This window comes from Desulfitobacterium sp., from assembly GCF_035539115.1.
Taxonomy (GTDB): domain Bacteria; phylum Bacillota; class Desulfitobacteriia; order Desulfitobacteriales; family Desulfitobacteriaceae; genus Desulfitobacterium_A.
Genome location: NZ_DATLJA010000022.1, coordinates 24536 through 41500, shown reverse-complemented (window position 1 = coordinate 41500; position 16965 = coordinate 24536). Strand labels below are relative to the sequence as shown.

Here is a 16965-nt window from a genome sequence, read left to right as displayed (position 1 = left end):
ATTAATTTAAAATTATTTTATGAAGAAAAGAGGCGATCAGATGCTGGATTTATTTTCCCCTCCTTGATACCCCATGCACAAGGGTAGATCTCAACGAATACATAGATAAAACTTTAGTAATCTAAAGATAGGAGGACATTGAATGAGTCAGTTGATCTTAGCCAGATTGCAATTTGCTGTGACGACATCGTATCATTTCCTCTTTGTACCACTTACGCTCGGATTATCCGTTCTGGTAGCTATTATGGAAACCATGTATGTTCGATCAGGAGACGAAACCTACAAGAAGATGACAAAATTCTGGGGTAAACTTTTTCTCATCAATTTCGCTGTCGGTGTTGTAACAGGTCTGGTCCAGGAATTCCAGTTTGGCATGAACTGGTCTGAGTATTCTCGGTTCATGGGAGATATCTTCGGTGCACCTCTGGCGATTGAGGCGCTATTAGCTTTCTTTTTGGAATCAACCTTTCTCGGCCTCTGGGTTTTTGGTTGGGAGAAACTCCCTAAGAAAATCCATGCCTTATGCATTTGGCTGGTTGCTATTGCTAGTAATATGTCAGCCTTGTGGATTTTAATTGCCAACTCCTTTATGCAAGAACCAGTCGGTTATGTTTTGCGCAATGGCCGTGCCGAAATGGAGAGTTTCCTTGCCTTGATCACGAATCCACACGTCTTCTATCAGTTCCCGCATACCGTGTTGAGTGGTTTCACCACAGCAGCTTTTTTCGTCCTCGGTATTAGTGCTTATCATCTACTTAAGAAAAATTCTCCGGAAGTTTTCCGTCGATCTTTTAAAATAGCGATTATTTTCGGCGCAATTAGCGTTTTTGGTGTAGCTGGAATTGGACATTTACAAGGGATTCATCTCGTTCAGGCCCAACCGATGAAAATGGCTGCGGTCGAAGCGCACTGGGATACGGAGCAGCCGGCTGGTTTTAATGTTGTCGCTTCAATTGATGAACAAGGTCAGAAGAACAACTTCGAGCTTAAAATCCCGGGTGTATTAAGTTTTCTTTCTTATAACAATTTCACAGCAGAAGTGAAAGGAATTAAAGAACTTCAGGCAGCTGATGTCCAAAAATACGGCCCCGGTGATTATGTACCCTCAGTAACACCGCTTTTTTGGAGCTTCCGGATCATGGTGGGGATAGGAAGCTTAATGGTTTTACTCGTTTTGCTCGGACTCTACTTTTGGAAGACTCAACGTTTTGAACAGAAGACATGGTTCTTAAAAGTACTTCTCTGGTCAATCCCCCTGCCTTATATTGCAAGTACGACGGGGTGGTTCATGGCGGAGTCGGGAAGGCAGCCTTGGATTGTCTATGGCTTGCAAAAGACGGCATCAGGTGTTTCCACAGTCGTTCCAGCCGGTCAGGTTCTAACGACATTGATTGCCTTTACGCTGATCTATGGGGTCTTAGCCGTAGCGGATGTATATCTTCTCGTGAAATTTGTGAAACAAGGCCCGGATGGAGTGGCGACTGAGTCGGCTGACAATGTGGCGAAGGGGGCATCCTTATGGACTTAAACATTTTGTGGTTTATTTTAATTATGGTGCTTTTTGCCGGGTTCTTTTTCCTGGAAGGGTTTGACTTTGGCGTGGGCATCTTACTTCCGTTCCTAGGTAAAAACGACACCGAACGCCGCATTTTAATCAACACGATTGGACCGGTCTGGGATGGCAATGAAGTTTGGATGATCACTGCTGGTGGCGCATTATTTGCCGCTTTTCCAAACTGGTATGCTACTTTGTTTAGTGGATTCTACCTGCCACTTTTCCTGATCCTTGTCGCACTGATTGTTCGCGGAGTGGCTTTTGAATTTAGAAGCTCGGACCGAAGTCCTCAATGGCGAAATTTTTGGGACTGGATGATCTTTATCGGCAGTGCTTTGTCGGCGATCCTTTGGGGTGTTGCTGGCGCTGATTTGTTACGCGGAGTCCCGATTGACGCGAAGATGCAATTTGCCGGAAACTTCTTTGATCTTGTCTCTCCTTATGCTATCTTAGGGGGAGTATCGACTTTCCTTTTGTTCACGCTTCATGGAGCACTCTACTTAAGCCTTAAGACCGAAGGGGAAATACTCCAAAAAGTACAGAAGGCGGCCAAGAAAATTGGGGTAGTGACGGTCCTTGCCGTCGTCGTTTTTGCGGTAATGACCTTTTTCGAGACGGATCTTTTGGCGAATAACGGCGCTACAATTGTCCTACTGGCGTGTGCTCTAGCCCTAGTCTTGGCTAATATTATGGCACGGAGCGGAAAAAGCGGCTGGGCATTCATTTCGAGTGCGTTAACGATTGTCTTCCTAACGGTTTCCATTTTCTGGGGACTTTTCCCCCGGGTTATGGTTTCGAGCCTGAACCCGGAATGGAGTTTAACCATTTATAACGCATCATCAAATCCGTATACCCTGAAAATCCTGACGATTGTCGCGTTAACGATGGTTCCGATTGTCCTGGCCTATCAAGCCTGGACCTACTGGATATTCCGGAAGAGGATTACCTCGAAAGATTTACACTATTAAGCAGGACAGAAGAGGTAAGAAAAAATTCAAGCGAGTTAGGGCAAGTCACAACTTGCCCTTTTTTCGCATTTCTGCGAGGATAATGGGTGCTTCATGGAGAATAAATATTACCGAGCAAAGGACACAGTTAGCCAATCGGATAAAGGAAACTCTTTTCTTAGAATTAGGGGATGAAGATATGATCGATAAACGGCTCCTGCATGAATCACGTCGCGTTTCGAATTTTCTCATGATAACTATCGGACTTGGGGTTGCCATAGCAGGGTTGGCTGTTGTCCAGGCTCGTGCTTTTTCCCATATTGTGGCCGAGGTTTTTCTCCAGGGGGCGATGTTACCTCAAGTTTGGAACTCACTCATGTGGATATTAGGAATTTTGGTGGTCCGAGGCATCGTACAGTGGTTTAGCGAAGTTACAGCCCATGAAGCGGCGATCAGGATTAAGGAAAACTTGAGGGAACGTTTCCTAAAAACGTTAATCCAATTAGGTCCCCTTTATGCTCGGGGGGAACGGGCGGGGGAATTGGTGAACACGGCAATCGAAGGGATCGAAGCTTTAGAGGATTATTTTGCGCGTTATTTACCCCAACTTGCTTTAGCGGGTTTAATTCCGCTTTTTATTCTCTTTTATGTTTTCCCCTTAGATTATGAATCCGGGATGATCCTCCTCTTAACCGGCCCGCTGATTCCAGTTTTTATGATGCTGATTGGTAAACTCGCCGAAAAGAAGTCCTTGCAGCAATGGCGAGCCCTAAGTTGGATGAGTGCTCATTTTCTGGATATGCTCCAGGGATTAGCCACTCTGAAGGTCTTTGGTCGCAGCCAAGATCAAGCCCGCGTTATTGGGAGGGTGAGCGATTCTTTTCGGCGGACAACCCTAAGTGTCTTACGGATTGCTTTTTTATCAGCCTTGGTTTTGGAATTCATGGCGACAATCAGTACAGCTCTTGTAGCAGTTGCTTTAGGGTTAAGGCTGGTCTATGGCAAGATTTCCTTTGAGGAGGCCCTTTTTCTGCTGGTCATAGCTCCAGAATTCTATCAGCCCTTACGGAATTTAGGCTTGCAGTTCCATGCGAGTCTTTCGGGAGTAAATGCAGCTAACCGGATCTATGAGGTTCTGAATCAAGTTGAGAATCTAGAAGGCGATGTGCTTCATCAAGAGATGGAATCAAATATGTCCATAACGGGGATCCCCAAAGATTTGACCTTGTCGTTTAAACAGGTTTCTCTCGTCTACGCAGCGAAGGAAGCTCCAGCCCTTGATGACCTTAGCTTCGATGTCCGTTCGGGCGAACGCGTGGCGCTCGTTGGTCCGAGTGGTGCTGGCAAAAGTTCGGCTTTTTCACTACTTATGCGCTTTATTGAACCGACAAAGGGTGAAATCTTGATCTCGGGAATCCCGCTCGGGCAATTCCCTCCTGCCCAGTGGCGCTCGCATATCGCTTATTTGTCCCAACAGCCGTATCTCTTCTCAGGCACGATCGAAGAGAATATCCGTTTGGCTCGTCCAGAGGCTCTGGATTCTGAGGTGAAAGAGGCGGCGCAAAAGGCAGCAGCCCATGATTTTATTGTCAGCTTTCCCCAAGGGTATCAGACCTTGGTGGGAGAAGGAGGAGCCAGCTTAAGCGGAGGTCAAGCTCAACGGATTGCGATTGCTCGGGCTTTCTTGAAAAATGCCTCGTTGTTGCTTTTGGATGAAGCGACAGAAGGGTTAGACGCTGAGAGTGAGTCTGTCATTCAAAACTCTTTGACGGAGTTGATGGCAGGACGAACAGTGCTGATGATCGCACATCGCATGAATACAGTCTGTCAGGCCGACCGAATTCTCGTTCTTGATCAAGGAAAAATTGTGGAAACAGGATCACATCAGGAATTGGTACAGCAACAAGGACTTTATTCCCGTTTTGTCCAGGAATACCGAGGTGTGACAGAATGAAAGGACTTACGTTTTTACTTCGGCAGATGGCTCCTTATAAAGGGCGTATTTTGCTAGCGCTTCTTTTAAGCGCGCTGACGATTTCCAGTCATATTGGCTTGATGGCAACAGCAGCCTATCTTTTGGCCAGAGCAGCTCTTCATCCTGCCGTCATGGATTTAATGCAGGTAATTGTTGGCGTGCGCTTTTTTGGGATTGCTCGAGCCGTGTTCCGTTATTGTGAACGTTATGTTTCTCATGATGTAACCTTCCGCATCCTAAGCCGGATTAGAGTCAGTGTTTATGAAGCGATTGAACCCTTAGCACCAGCACGACTAATGTTTATCAAGAGTGGGGATTTACTCAGCCGAATTGTTGGGGATGTAGAAATCCAGAAAGATCTCTATTTGCGAGTGCTCGCTCCCCCCTTAGTTGCTTTCCTAGTCTTGTTAGGGTTTGGTTTATTTTTGGCACCCTTCGACCGGAGAATGCCCCTTATCCTTGCTGCGCTTTTTTTAATCGGGGGAGTTGGAATTCCTTTTATTATTAAGGCTCTAGGTCAAAGAGCGGGAGAGCGTAAGCTTAAGGAAAAAGTCCAACTTCAAATCCAGACGCTTGATCTCATCCAGGGGATGACAGAACTGCTTTCCTTTGGACAAGAAGCGGTGTACCTGGAAAAATTCCAAGCCACCCAAAAAAGCTATAGTTTAGCGCAAAGAAGTTATGCTCGCTTATCAGGGCTATCAGGGGCAGCTCTGGGAATGGTTTCTAATTTGGGAATGTGGCTGGTGCTTGTCTTAGGGATAACCCTTGTCAGACAAGGAAAACTCGATGGGGTCTATCTCGGGATGCTTGCGCTGGGAGTCTTAAGCAGCTTTGAGGCGATTCAGGCGTTACCGATGTCCTTACAAAACCTTGAGGAAAATCGTGCAGCTGCGGATCGTTTGTGGGAGTTGAAGGAATTAAAGCCAGAAGTTGAGGAAACTTTTCCCGCTCTTTCTTCCTCATATACTTGGGATTCTTCTCCCTGCTTGGAAATTTCGCATCTCAGTTTTCGTTATACAAAAAATGATCCCTATGTTTTGAAGAATCTCTCCTTTGAAGTACCCCTGAAAGGAAAGCTAGGAATCGTTGGCCCAAGTGGCGCAGGCAAGAGCAGTCTCGTTAATCTCTTTCTGAGGTATTGGGATTACCATGAGGGAAGTATAAAATTGGGTGGCAAGGAACTCAAGTCCTTGAATTCGGAGGAGGTACGGCAGCTTTTGGGGGTGGTGACGCAGAAAACCCATCTTTTTAATGCTACGGTTAAGGAAAATCTCTTACTGGCCAAACCTCAGGCAACGGATAAAGAATTATATGAAGCCTGCCGCAAGGCTAAAATCCATGACTATATTCTGTCCCTGCCGCAAGGGTATGAAAGCATGATCGGGGAAGAAGGACTTAAACTCTCGGGCGGACAACGGCAACGCTTGGCGATTGCTCGAGTGATATTAAAAGACGCCCCAATTCTGATTTTGGATGAAGCCACGACAGGGCTTGATCCAGTGACAGAACGGGACGTTATGCAGGAAATGCTTAATTTAATGAAGAATCGGACAGTCTTAGTCATCTCGCATCATCTACCGATTGTGCAAAACTTGGATGAAATTGTCGTCATAAATGAGGGGGAAATCGTGGAACAGGGAACACATCAGGAACTCCTAAACGCGGGAAAGCTTTATACAAGATTATGGGAACGGGCGGATATTTTTAAATCGTGGGAATACGTATTGTAATTTTCAAGACTTTGGGCGGGGAGTACTTGTTTCTGCTAAAGCGTATCCTTTACGGTTCAAGGAAATGATCGCACCGATTAAGGCAAGTGCTGCTCCAACGAAGAGAACCGTATGATAAGCAATCAGAAACGATGACGTTTGTTGGGCGGAGGTTGCATTTCCGATGCCGCGCAAAGCAGCGGCTTGCCGATTTTCAAAAAGCGTGACGGATAAGGCAATCCCCACAACCATTCCTAAATTCCGGACCAAAGCATTGATTCCTCCTGCTAAGCCCAGTTTCGGTTTCGGAACAGAACTCATGACACTGCTGTTATTCGGAGATTGGAACAGGCTAGACCCAAGCCCTATGAGGAGCGGGCCAGGAAAAATCTGCAAAGCAGTTGAAGTGGCACTCACGCTTGTGAGGTAAAATAGGCCGAGCGCGGTAATGAGTAAGCCACTCGTTGTTAAAGCAACAGGGCCGATGCGATCTGAGACATGACCGCTTATTGGGGCAACAAAAATCATGACAATCGGGAAAACAGACATCATTAATCCAACGTGCAGGGGTTGGTAATTAAGAACGTGTTGCAAGTAAAAGGGCATGAGCATCGTATTCGTAAACAGGGCTGCGAAGGAGAGAAAGCCGGAAAGGTTCCCGATTAGAAAGGGGCGGTTCCGAAAGAGAGAAAGATCGATCATCGGGTGGGATACCTTGGTTTCCCAGCGGAGAAACAGACTTAGAAGGAGAATTCCAAGGAAGAGCCCGAGAAGAATGACAGGGGATGTCCATCCCCTGTCTTGACCGTTATTGATCGCAAATAAGAGACTTAGCATTCCCAAGGTAAAAAAGATGGCTCCCAGGATATCGAAGGTTTCCTCTCCCCGTTGGGGTTTATCCTTGGGCAGGACCATTTGAGCGGCAAGATAACCTAGGATACCAATGGGTAAGTTGATCCAAAAAATTGAACGCCAACCAGTGAAACTAATTATGAGTCCGCCAATGGCTGGCCCAGATAGATTTCCCAGAGCAACCACAGTTCCGGTTAAGCCTAATGCCCTCCCCCGTTCCTGGGGTGGGAAATTGGCAGTAATAATTGCCGCGCTGTTGGACATCAGCATTGAAGCTCCAAGCGCTTGGAAGATACGCATACCGACGAGCATCCAGATGTTATCGGCTAAACCGCATAAAAGTGAACCAAGGGTGAAAAGGATAAACCCAAGGGAAAATATCTTTTTGCGGCCGATTAAATCGGCGACCCGCCCGAAGATAGGGAGTAAACTGGTGATCGTCAATAAATAGGCGGTAACGACCCACTGCAAAGTGGATAAATCAGTATGAAGCTGGGTGGAGATTGTGGGCAAAGCGACGTTGACGATGCTTGAATCTAAAGTAGACATAAAGGTCCCCACTGACACGTTGGCCAAAATAAGATAACGATATTTAGGCGAATCTTTAAGTTCACTTAATCTACTTTTTATATTTGCAACCATCTTGAGGGGCTCCTCTCTCGATCTCTCTCTACGGGTTTCGATAGCTAACCTCTATTTGACATTGTACACATAGAGATATGATACTACTTTTTCGAATAATTTCCAGATGAAAAGTTAAAAAAGAGATATAGAAAAGGGGCATCTTTCTTCGGAAAACGAAGCGAGATGCCCCTTTGTTGAATTCCGCTAAAGTAGGGTTTGAAGATTAAAAAATTCTACAGGCTGTTCGGAAAGAATAGCGTTGATTTTCCAATGCCCTTCAATTTTGCGCAGGTCGAGCTTGGTGCTATAGCGATTTTCCGTCTCTTGACCATTGGCAGCGACCTGGGCTTTGAATTCAAAGTGAACTTTTCCCTGATTAGGGGAAAGTTTATCTACTTCTATAATTCTAACGGATTCGACCTTAGATTCAGCCTTTGCTGCTTGTGCTGCGAGAAATCCATTCTTTGTAATCTTTTCAAATGTAGCTTGATATTCTGGGGTAATCACGGGAAGTAGCGACGCATTGACTTGAGTGTAGTTCTCCAAGGTATAGGTGTAATATTTTTGAGCAAAGAGCAAGGTGAGATCTTCAATTTCTTTACGATCGATCGGGGTTAGGGGTTCAGCAGCAACGCTAGAAGTCTGAGCCGCCTGGAGGGAATGGGCAGAAGTCAAAACGGAGGTGGAGGGAGCACAACCTGATAAAAATAATGAGGTTAGAAGGGCAGAAACGACCCAAAAATGTTGTTTCATTGTTCCTCACTCCTGATCTAAACTTAAACTAAACTTCGAAAATTTGATACTTATTTTCATAGAAATACTTTGCTATAGAGGATGATAAAGAGTTCGGCAAAGGCAAGGAAAAACCTGCCTGGAGGGCAAAAGTATTTCGAAAATTATAGACTTTTCTATATTTGCTAAAATTTTATAAATAATTGAGTTCGATCGTCATAGAATGAGAAGGAAATGCGTCTAAATATAGAGAAGAAGTATAAGAAAAATATGGAAGAAGGGATGATGCTTCCCATGCTAAAGATGTTTCGTAAGTTAGTGTTTCCCATGGCTTTCGTGTTCTTGGCTCAGACGATTGTTCCGATCCCAGCCTTGGGGGCTGAAGCGAGAACGGGCATAATTGCTGCGACAGCCAAAACGGACATTAGTCTTGAACAAGCGATTGCTTCAGTCAAACAAAATTTTGAGGTTCCAAAGGAATTCGATCAATTTACTTCAGGGTTTAACAGTTATAATAACCGGCAAAGTTGGTCTTTGAATTGGTCGAAGCCAGACCAGGACGGCGGAAGTTTTTCGGCCCAAGTGGACGTGAACAGCGGTGAAATTTTAAGCACGAATTACTGGAAGAATACTCTTCCAGCAGAATCGGGATTCAATTTGCCGAAAATTTCTTATACAGAAGCGAAGGAAACGGCGCAACAGCTTGTGAATAAGATGTTAGCTTCTCGTTTAGGAGAATTAGAGTATGTTCCACAGGATTCCCGGGTCATTCCACTGAACAATTATGGACCAGTCACTTACTCGTTTCAGTGGAAACGTATGGTCAATGGAATCCCTTTTCCCAGCAATGCTATCAATGTTCAAGTGCATGGCGGGGATGGTCGAGTCACAAGTTATAATGTCAATTGGAGCTCAGAAGACTTGCTTTCTGCTCAAGGTGTGATCGGGGATGATAAGGCTCGCCAATCGTTTAGTGAGCATAAGCTGCTTCAACTCCAATACTATGTTCCACAGATGATTCGGCCTCTCGCCGCTAACACGAAGGGCCAAGCTCGTCTCGTTTACCAAAGTACTCCGTCCGATAATGCAATGATCGATGCTCTCACGGGAGAACCTGTGACGCTAGAAAAGGGACAATGGCTAGCTGGCGATGGCCTTGCCTATGACAATGGAGGGTATGGTGGAGAAGCTAAAAGTAGTGGTCAACAACCTGCCCTGACACCGGAGGAAGCAAAGGAAGTTGAAAAGACGGCACAGATGATCACTCAGGAGCAAGCCGTTGAATTCGTTAAAAAATGGGTAACAATTCCTGATTCGCTCACGTTAAGGAATGCGAACCTGGGGATGGATGGAAGCTATAGACCGAACCAAGTCTGGACGTTGGATTGGAATTCTGCTCAACAGGGCAAAGAGGGAGTCCAATATGTTTCAGCTCGGCTGGATGCAGTGACAGGAGAACTGCTAGCCTTCAATACTGCGCCACAAGTAACTACCGGCACAGAGAAGATGACTCCGATCGATCGAGCGACTGCTCAGAAACTCGTCGAAGAATTTCTAAACAAGATTCAACCTCAGCATTTGCAAGATGTAAAGTTGGTTGAGGGTTTCAATGGGGCTTATAAGGGTCTGGGCGAGGGTTCCACCATGCAAGAATTTAATTATCAACGTGTGGTGAACGGAATTGTATTTCCCAGTAACGGAATGACAGTGATGGTTGACACGTTCGCGAAAACCATTACAAACTACAATCTGAACTGGTGGACTCTGGATTTTCCAGACCCTTCAGAGGGTATGATTCAGAGCAACGCTGAGGAGAAATTTTTGCAAGCCCGTCCTCTCGAACTCAACTATGTGCAAATTTATAATCCTAGTGGGTTAGGTGAGATTCGCCTTGTCTATCAACCTTCTCTAGATAATGTCCTTGCCCGCTCAAATATAATGGATGCTAAAGCAGGGCAGTTCTTGGACTGGCAGGGGCAAGCCTTAGTCGACTTGCCACATCCTTATTACTTTAAGGATATCGCTGGAAAATCTGCCGAGAAAGAAATCAGTTTACTAGGTCAAGCGGGTATTTTTGGTGAAAATAAAGAACAATTTAAACCTGACGATACTTTGACCGTGACTTCGCTTCTCAAAGCGATGATTATTGCCAAAAATGGAGCCTGGCAGAATATTAACTTGAAGGATGAGGAAGTGCTTCAAAAGGCTAAAGAGCTAGGCTGGTGGGAGGAAGACTTGTCCCCAACAGCAGGTGTAAGTCGAGAATTGATGGCTAAGCTGCAGATTCGAATTCTGAATTTGGAAAATATCGCTCAGATTCCAAGCTTGTTTCAAAGTCCTTATAAGGATGTGAAAGTTGATAATCCTGCCGTGGGGTACGTAGCTCTGGTAAAGGGTTTAGGATTGATGAAAATTGACGGAGCAGATTTTGAACCGGGACGAGTCATGACTCGAGCTGAAGGAGCGTATGCGTTGGTTGAGACCTTAGGAGTCAAATGGTAAGAAGAGAGAAAATATGAATTAAGGCATAAAAATGACCGGCTCTGGGAGAGACGGTCATTTTTATGCGTAAATAGTGACAAATTTCTTTTCCCGGCATACGATGTGTCAAGAATATTTCATGTGTAGGCATGTACGAAAGGAGTAGGGGCTATGAGCACCATGCCAATGACGGGCGACTTTGTCCGGGAATCTTTGGAACTCCATCTTTTCTGGGCACGGATTATGAAAGAACATGCCATTTTTGATGAGGATGGTTTCGAGTGTAAAGATGTTGCATTACTTCAGGAGGCGGAGAATTTTAAATGTAAATTTGAGGAGATTTTATATGAGGCCATTTGTCTGGCTCCAGGGGTGATTAGTGCCGAGGTGTTACAATCTGGGGAGCTCTTTACCGATAAAACATTAATGGCCGAACAAAAGATGTTAGAACTCAGTGGTATTGCCATTAATACGCAACTCACAGTTAATGAGTTAAATTTACAGCCGGGAATGGGAATGATTCCCCCGGGTACTGGAATTGAAGAAAAAATTTGTGTGCTCAATGAAAAGGCACTTACTTGTGCGCAAGCTATGGCCGCTTTCCTGCAACGAGTTTATGATGACGTCACCAAAGCATGCTGCCTCTTCACGCACAATCTTCCCTCGATTTTTCAGCATCAATTGGATGAAACAAAAATGTATATGAAACACATCCTGCGCTTACAGAGGGGGCAACTGGTTGATCCAACTTTCCATAGGGTTGAGATGGAAATGTTTTGGAATCAGATCATGAAAGAGCATGCCGAAGTGATTCGCCAACTCTTAGACCCGAAGGAAGAGCCTTTGATTGAAAAAGCAAATATGCATGCCAAAGCATTTAAAAAAATCCAAGAAGAATTTGAGGATGGGACCCAGGCAAAAACTAATCTCCAGCAAATTACCCGAGAAACTTACGCGGCAACCTTGAGCCTTAAAGATTTTAAAGCGACGAACGCAGAATTAATTCTCGCTTGCCAACTTAAATCCACAATTTCAGCTTTGCTGGCCGATCATGTTCTACGTGAGACCAATCACTATCTTAGAATTTTAGAAATGCCACTACCGGAATTTCATGGAGGAAGAGGGTAGTCCTAAGAAGTACTTAGCTCTCAGATAGCCCTATGGGTATACAGCAAAGAACTGCACCTCAGAGGAACAGTTCTTTGCACATTTGCCGTGCCTATATTAATCTTCGATGCTAATGGCACTCACAGGGCAACTTTCACAGGCTTCTTGAACGGATTCCTTGTCAGCATCCGGTACAGGGTCCGTATACACACTTGCCAATCCGTCATCTTCCATACGGAAAACATTGGGGCACGTTGAAGAACAGAGCCCACACCCGATACACGCACTTTTATCCACTTTTGCAGTCATTGCGGTAACCTCCTTAGAGCACTTAGCTCCTTTGATGGTTATATTATAAAGGATTAAAGAGGCGAGCCAAATGATTCAGATCACAGTTTAAAATTTATTTTTCTCCCAGCGGAAATTCGTTAAGGCAACATCTCAGATAAATATTATCTCTAGAGATTACTTTTTTTTGATCCCTCACTGAGAATTAAGGAAGAAAAATGTAAAATAGTGAAGAATTTTAAGAGTTTAAGAAGGAATTTGGCGGAATATCAAGAACAAGCTAAATAGTGTTTGTAGAGAAGATGGGAGAGAAAGTATTTGGATGCGGGTGAGTATTTGGCTGGTTTTTATCAGCTTATTTTCGAGAAAACCCAGGATGCAATTCTATTAGCGAACCGAAATGGCGAAATAATCGATGCTAATCCTGCTGCTGAATTAATGTATGGGTATAATATTGGAAAGTTTAAGAGTATGAAAATTATTGAACTTTGTCCCAATGGTGACGAGGGTATGGAGGAGCTCACTTTACAGGATATCTTTCTTAAGGCCCCGAAGGGTATTTCGTTTACGGCAATCCATCGCCGTTCGGATGGGAAACGTATTTATGTCGAATGTAATTGCAAGGAGATCGTTTATAAGAACCAAAAGATCGGGTTGAATACTATTCGCGATATTTCAGAACGAAAAAGGGTTGAAAGCGAACTCAAACGTTATCAGAATCACCTTGAAGAAATGGTTAAGTTGCGAACCGATGAACTTGAAAAGGCAAATCAAAAACTAAAAGATGAAGTTCGAGCACGAATCAAAAATGAAGAACAGTTATCCCGTCTTGCGGCGATTGTAGAGTCTACGGAGGTTGCAGTTATCGGATTAGATTTGGATGGGAATATTTCAAGCTGGAATAAGGCTGCGGAGAAGTTGTATGGGTATTCTAGAGAAGAAATCTTAGGAAACTCGGTCTTCCTGTTTATTCCCAAGAATTTAACGCATGAGGTTCAGAAAAACCTAAATCGGGTTGTTCAGGGTGATAATTCGGATCGCTTTGAAACCCTATGGATGTGCAAGGATGGCCACTCCATCAATGTCTCGCTTACAATCTCGCGGATTCAAGAAGCAGGCAAAACAACAGGTATTTCGATCATTGCTCGTGATATCACAGAACGCCGACAAATGGAATTGGAAATGTCGCGTATTGAACGGGTAAATTTGATTAATGTGACGGCGCTTGGCATAGGTCACGAAGTGCGGAATCCGCTGGCCACTGTCCGAGGCTTTTTACAAAAGTTGGGCGAAAAAGAGGATTGTAGTCCTTATAAGGAATATTTTGAGCTAATGATTGAAGAAATGGATCGCGCGAATCAAATCTTATCTGAATTTCTTGTAATCGGTACGAATAAGATACCAACACTTCAGTTACAAAATCTTAATTCAATCATAAAAAAAATGTTTCCTCTAATTGAAGCGGATGCTGCCGGTCAAAATAAATGGGTCAAGTTCGATCTTCAAGCGGTTCCTGATATCTATCTGGATGATCAAGAGATGCGTCAGGTCATCCTAAATTTAGTACGAAACAGCTTGGAAGCAATGAATCCAGGAAGTTCACTTTACCTTAAGACCTATACAGAAAAAGAGAGTGTAGTTTTCGAGGTAGAGGATGAGGGCAGCGGTATTCCTCAAGAACTCATGGATAAAGTAGGAACACCTTTTTTTACAACCAAGGAACAAGGAACCGGATTAGGTATAATGATCTGTAAGAAAATCATTAACCGACACAAAGGAAAAATAGATATCTATTCCTCACCTGCAGGGACTCAAGTAATCCTTCGATTTAATAAACCTTAATGAACAGAAAAACAGGCTTAATCGAGAAACAATCGTGAGTAAGGAAGGAATTTTGTATTCCGCTGTCCAATTTATAAGAAGGTATCATAGGTGAATGAATGAGTCATAATGAGATAAGGAAGTGAAGAAAATGGTGTTATCTCCTAAAGACACTGTGATTGGTTTTGTGGGAACTGGAGTTATGGGTAGAAGCATGGCGAAAAACTTGCTAAAAGCAGGCTATCGGCTGAATGTCTACAATCGGACGAAAGCAAGTGCCCGAGAACTCGTTGAACTTGGTGCAAATTGGCAAGATACGGTGGCCGAACTTGCTGAAGCAAGCCAACTTGTGATTAGCATGGTGGGTTATCCTAAGGACGTCGAAGAAGTTTATCTTGGCAAAGACGGTTTACTCGCTCATGCCAAGACCGGAAGTTATTTAGTCGATATGACCACTTCCAGCCCTTTGTTAGCGAAGAAGCTTACCGAGGAAGGTAAGAAAAAAGGACTTCTTGTCTTAGATGCTCCTGTTTCTGGTGGAGATATTGGAGCAAGAGATGCTAAGCTCGTGATCATGGTCGGCGGGGAAGCGGAAGCTTTTAACGCGGTTAAACCTGTTTTTGAAGTGATGGGTCAAAATATTATTCGCCAAGGGCCTGCAGGGTCTGGTCAATATACCAAGATGTGTAACCAAATTACAATTGCTTCGAACATGATTGGCGTTTCGGAAGCAATGGCTTATGCTCAAAAAGCGGGTCTCGACCCAAGCCGAGTTCTTGAAAGCATCGGTGGAGGAGCAGCAGGCAGTTGGTCTCTTTCTAATCTTGGCCCCCGGATGATTGCGGGGGATTTCGCTCCAGGGTTCTATGTCAAACACATCATTAAAGATATCAAGATTGCCTTAGATTCAGCACAGGAGATGGGTCTCAAGACCCCAGGGCTGGAGTTGGCCAAATCTCTCTATGAAAAACTTGCAACTGAAGGGGAAGAAAATAGCGGGACTCAAGTTTTGATTAAACTTTATAACCTTTGATTAAGTGAGAGTTCGTTAAGTATACAGTGTTATTTTCCTAAAACGATAGACAAATTTGTGTGCTGCTTGTAAAATGAATTAAACAGAGAGGCAATGACGCCGTCGTAGAATCATCTGTTTTCAGATGATTCTACGGCGGTTTATATTTATACTAACAGAAACTTCCATGAACCTGCCGATTCACAGGGAGGTATGAAAATGTAGTCCATTTTCGTAAGAAAGTATAAGTTTTGGGCAGATAGCATAAGTGCAACCAGCGGTTTTCGCTTTCGCAAGCTCGGCGAAAGCCAAGTTTTCTTTATAGCTTCAGCTCTAAATACGCGAGTGATCAAGAAGCAAAGATTTATCTTGGCAATTTCTCGAAGAGAGTATATAATTTAATATATCTGAATAGTCGCTATATTTATACAATTAGGAATATTTGCTTACTAGCTTTGCAGATAGATTTTTTGGATACTTGGGGAAGTTGTTTATGCTACAAGGCATTAAACAGAATAAAGAGAGAAGTCAGAAAGGGGTAACTCAATTGAAAAAGAAGGCGTCGATCCTAATATCTGGAATCTTAACAACTTCTTTATTGCTTTCCGGTTGTGGAAGCGCTGCTGCCCCAGCAAGCAGCAGTAGTTCGAGCGGATCATCCGGTTCAAGTGGGGACACGATCAAGATCGGAGTTTTAGAACCGATGACGGGTTCATATGCAGCAGGTGGAGCCATCGAACTTGAAGGTATTAAGCTTGCAAATAAACTCTATCCAGAAGTCCTTGGTAAAAAAATTGAGCTAGTCACTGTTGATAACAAGTCTGATAAGGTTGAGTCGGCAAATGCAGCTTCACGCTTAGTTGACAAAGAAAAAGTGACGGCGATCATCGGCAGCTATAGTAGCTCAATGTGTTTGCCGGCTGGGGATGTCGTTAAAAAGGCAAAAGTTCCTACAGTTGCTCCTTCGGCCACGAATCCATTAGTTACCCAAAATAATGAATACTTTTTCCGGGTGTGTTTTATTGACCCCTTCCAAGGGCAAGTGATGGCTAATTATGCTTATAGTAAATTGAATGCCAAGAAAGTCGCGGTTATTCAAGAAGTATCCAATGATTATTCTGTAGGTCTGGCGAAGTTTTTCTCGGATTCCTTTAAACAATTAACCGGAGATCAAAAATCAATTTTATCTCTTTCCAACTACAATACCGGCGACCAAGACTTCACTGCGCAGTTGACGAATGTTAAAGCGCAAAACCCGGATGTCATCTTCGCACCGGGGAACTTCACTGAATCCGCACTGCTCATGAAACAAGCCCGTCAGTTGGGGATAACGGTTCCCATTATTGGTGGAGATACTTGGGAAGTGAACGAATTTTTGCAGATCGGTGGAAATGCAGTTGAGGGTGCTATCTTCTCAACCTTCTTTACGACTGAAAAGCCAATGACCAAGGAATCTGAGAAATTCCTCGCTGAATATAAGAAGGCATATCCGGATAAAGAACCTGCAGCCGCTACTGCTTTAGCCTATGATTCCTATATCTTAATCCGTGATGCGATCGAAAAAGCAGGTGCTGCTGATTCCGTCAAAGTGAGAGATCAATTGGCGAAGACAAAAGACTTCCAGGGCGCAGCCGGAGTTATCACTTTAGATGAGAACCGGAATGCTGTGAAAGATGCAGTCATTAAGCAAGTGAAAAATGGTAAATTCGTCTTCATGGATATTGTTGGCGCGAAGTAAAGAAGAAGTAATGGAAATTACCTCTGGAGTAAAGGATCTGTACGAAATAATGTACAGGGACAAGATACGCTTCCTTTCTTAGGAAGCGTATCTTGCTCTGGGTGTGGCAAAACAGAGAAAA

12 protein-coding genes are annotated in these 16965 nt (G+C 44.1%); 9 read left to right on the top strand and 3 right to left on the bottom strand.

Annotated elements, in window-relative coordinates; all coding sequences use genetic code 11:
* Nucleotides 1-142: 142 nt before the first annotated feature.
* From VM640_RS03970 to cydC, 4 genes are all read left to right on the top strand, one after another.
* A complete protein-coding gene (locus VM640_RS03970; protein ID WP_325390121.1) occupies nucleotides 143-1528 on the top strand; it encodes a cytochrome ubiquinol oxidase subunit I in 1386 nt (461 codons plus the stop codon).
* The gene (gene cydB / locus VM640_RS03965) at nucleotides 1519-2523 is read left to right on the top strand and encodes a cytochrome d ubiquinol oxidase subunit II (protein ID WP_325390120.1); all 1005 of its coding nucleotides are present in this window, start codon (nucleotides 1519-1521) and stop codon (nucleotides 2521-2523) included. The genes VM640_RS03970 and cydB overlap by 10 nt, the downstream gene beginning before the upstream one ends.
* Nucleotides 2524-2701: 178 nt before the next feature.
* Nucleotides 2702-4456, top strand: a complete 1755-nt coding sequence (gene cydD, locus VM640_RS03960) for a thiol reductant ABC exporter subunit CydD (RefSeq protein ID WP_325390119.1) — start codon at nucleotides 2702-2704, stop codon at nucleotides 4454-4456.
* Nucleotides 4453-6210, top strand: coding sequence for a thiol reductant ABC exporter subunit CydC (gene cydC, locus VM640_RS03955; protein WP_325390118.1), 1758 nt, complete (start codon nucleotides 4453-4455; stop codon nucleotides 6208-6210). The genes cydD and cydC overlap by 4 nt, the downstream gene beginning before the upstream one ends.
* 3 nt (nucleotides 6211-6213) lie before the next feature.
* Here the strand turns inward: cydC and VM640_RS03950 are convergent, their stop codons facing one another.
* Together VM640_RS03950 and VM640_RS03945 are read right to left on the bottom strand one after the other, a co-directional pair.
* A complete protein-coding gene (locus tag VM640_RS03950; protein WP_325390117.1) occupies nucleotides 6214-7683 on the bottom strand; it encodes an MFS transporter in 1470 nt (489 codons plus the stop codon).
* Nucleotides 7684-7869: 186 nt separating this feature from the next.
* The gene (locus VM640_RS03945; protein ID WP_325390116.1) at nucleotides 7870-8418 is read right to left on the bottom strand and encodes a hypothetical protein; all 549 of its coding nucleotides are present in this window, start codon (nucleotides 8416-8418) and stop codon (nucleotides 7870-7872) included.
* A gap of 213 nt (nucleotides 8419-8631) precedes the next feature.
* Between VM640_RS03945 and VM640_RS03940 the strand changes: the two genes are divergently transcribed.
* Complete coding sequence (locus tag VM640_RS03940; protein ID WP_325390115.1) at nucleotides 8632-10899, top strand: YcdB/YcdC domain-containing protein; 2268 nt, start codon at nucleotides 8632-8634, stop codon at nucleotides 10897-10899.
* 150 nt (nucleotides 10900-11049) lie between these two features.
* A complete protein-coding gene (locus VM640_RS03935; protein ID WP_325390114.1) occupies nucleotides 11050-12006 on the top strand; it encodes a DUF2935 domain-containing protein in 957 nt (318 codons plus the stop codon).
* Nucleotides 12007-12102: 96 nt separating this feature from the next.
* Here the strand turns inward: VM640_RS03935 and VM640_RS03930 are convergent, their stop codons facing one another.
* A complete protein-coding gene (locus VM640_RS03930) occupies nucleotides 12103-12294 on the bottom strand; it encodes a ferredoxin (protein WP_325390113.1) in 192 nt (63 codons plus the stop codon).
* Nucleotides 12295-12591: 297 nt separating this feature from the next.
* Between VM640_RS03930 and VM640_RS03925 the strand changes: the two genes are divergently transcribed.
* The 3 genes from VM640_RS03925 (at nucleotide 12592) to VM640_RS03915 (ending at nucleotide 16844) form a co-directional block, all read left to right on the top strand.
* Nucleotides 12592-14115 (top strand): PAS domain S-box protein, encoded by a 1524-nt coding sequence (locus VM640_RS03925; RefSeq protein ID WP_325390112.1) that lies wholly within the window; start codon nucleotides 12592-12594, stop codon nucleotides 14113-14115.
* 130 nt (nucleotides 14116-14245) lie between these two features.
* Nucleotides 14246-15127: an NAD(P)-dependent oxidoreductase gene (locus VM640_RS03920; RefSeq protein WP_325390111.1), complete on the top strand. Its 882-nt coding sequence runs from the start codon at nucleotides 14246-14248 to the stop codon at nucleotides 15125-15127.
* Nucleotides 15128-15653: 526 nt separating this feature from the next.
* Nucleotides 15654-16844 (top strand): ABC transporter substrate-binding protein, encoded by a 1191-nt coding sequence (locus VM640_RS03915; protein ID WP_325390110.1) that lies wholly within the window; start codon nucleotides 15654-15656, stop codon nucleotides 16842-16844.
* Nucleotides 16845-16965: the final 121 nt, after the last annotated feature.

Coding starts and splice junctions, on each gene's coding strand:
- VM640_RS03920 (WP_325390111.1), top strand. CDS start 14,246: ATGGTGTTATCTCCTAAAGACACTGTGATTGGTTTTGTGGGAACTGGA.
- cydB (WP_325390120.1), top strand. CDS start 1,519: ATGGACTTAAACATTTTGTGGTTTATTTTAATTATGGTGCTTTTTGCC.
- VM640_RS03930 (WP_325390113.1), bottom strand. CDS start 12,294: ATGACTGCAAAAGTGGATAAAAGTGCGTGTATCGGGTGTGGGCTCTGT.
- VM640_RS03940 (WP_325390115.1), top strand. CDS start 8,632: ATGCGTCTAAATATAGAGAAGAAGTATAAGAAAAATATGGAAGAAGGG.
- cydC (WP_325390118.1), top strand. CDS start 4,453: ATGAAAGGACTTACGTTTTTACTTCGGCAGATGGCTCCTTATAAAGGG.
- cydD (WP_325390119.1), top strand. CDS start 2,702: ATGATCGATAAACGGCTCCTGCATGAATCACGTCGCGTTTCGAATTTT.
- VM640_RS03950 (WP_325390117.1), bottom strand. CDS start 7,683: ATGGTTGCAAATATAAAAAGTAGATTAAGTGAACTTAAAGATTCGCCT.
- VM640_RS03935 (WP_325390114.1), top strand. CDS start 11,050: ATGAGCACCATGCCAATGACGGGCGACTTTGTCCGGGAATCTTTGGAA.
- VM640_RS03945 (WP_325390116.1), bottom strand. CDS start 8,418: ATGAAACAACATTTTTGGGTCGTTTCTGCCCTTCTAACCTCATTATTT.
- VM640_RS03970 (WP_325390121.1), top strand. CDS start 143: ATGAGTCAGTTGATCTTAGCCAGATTGCAATTTGCTGTGACGACATCG.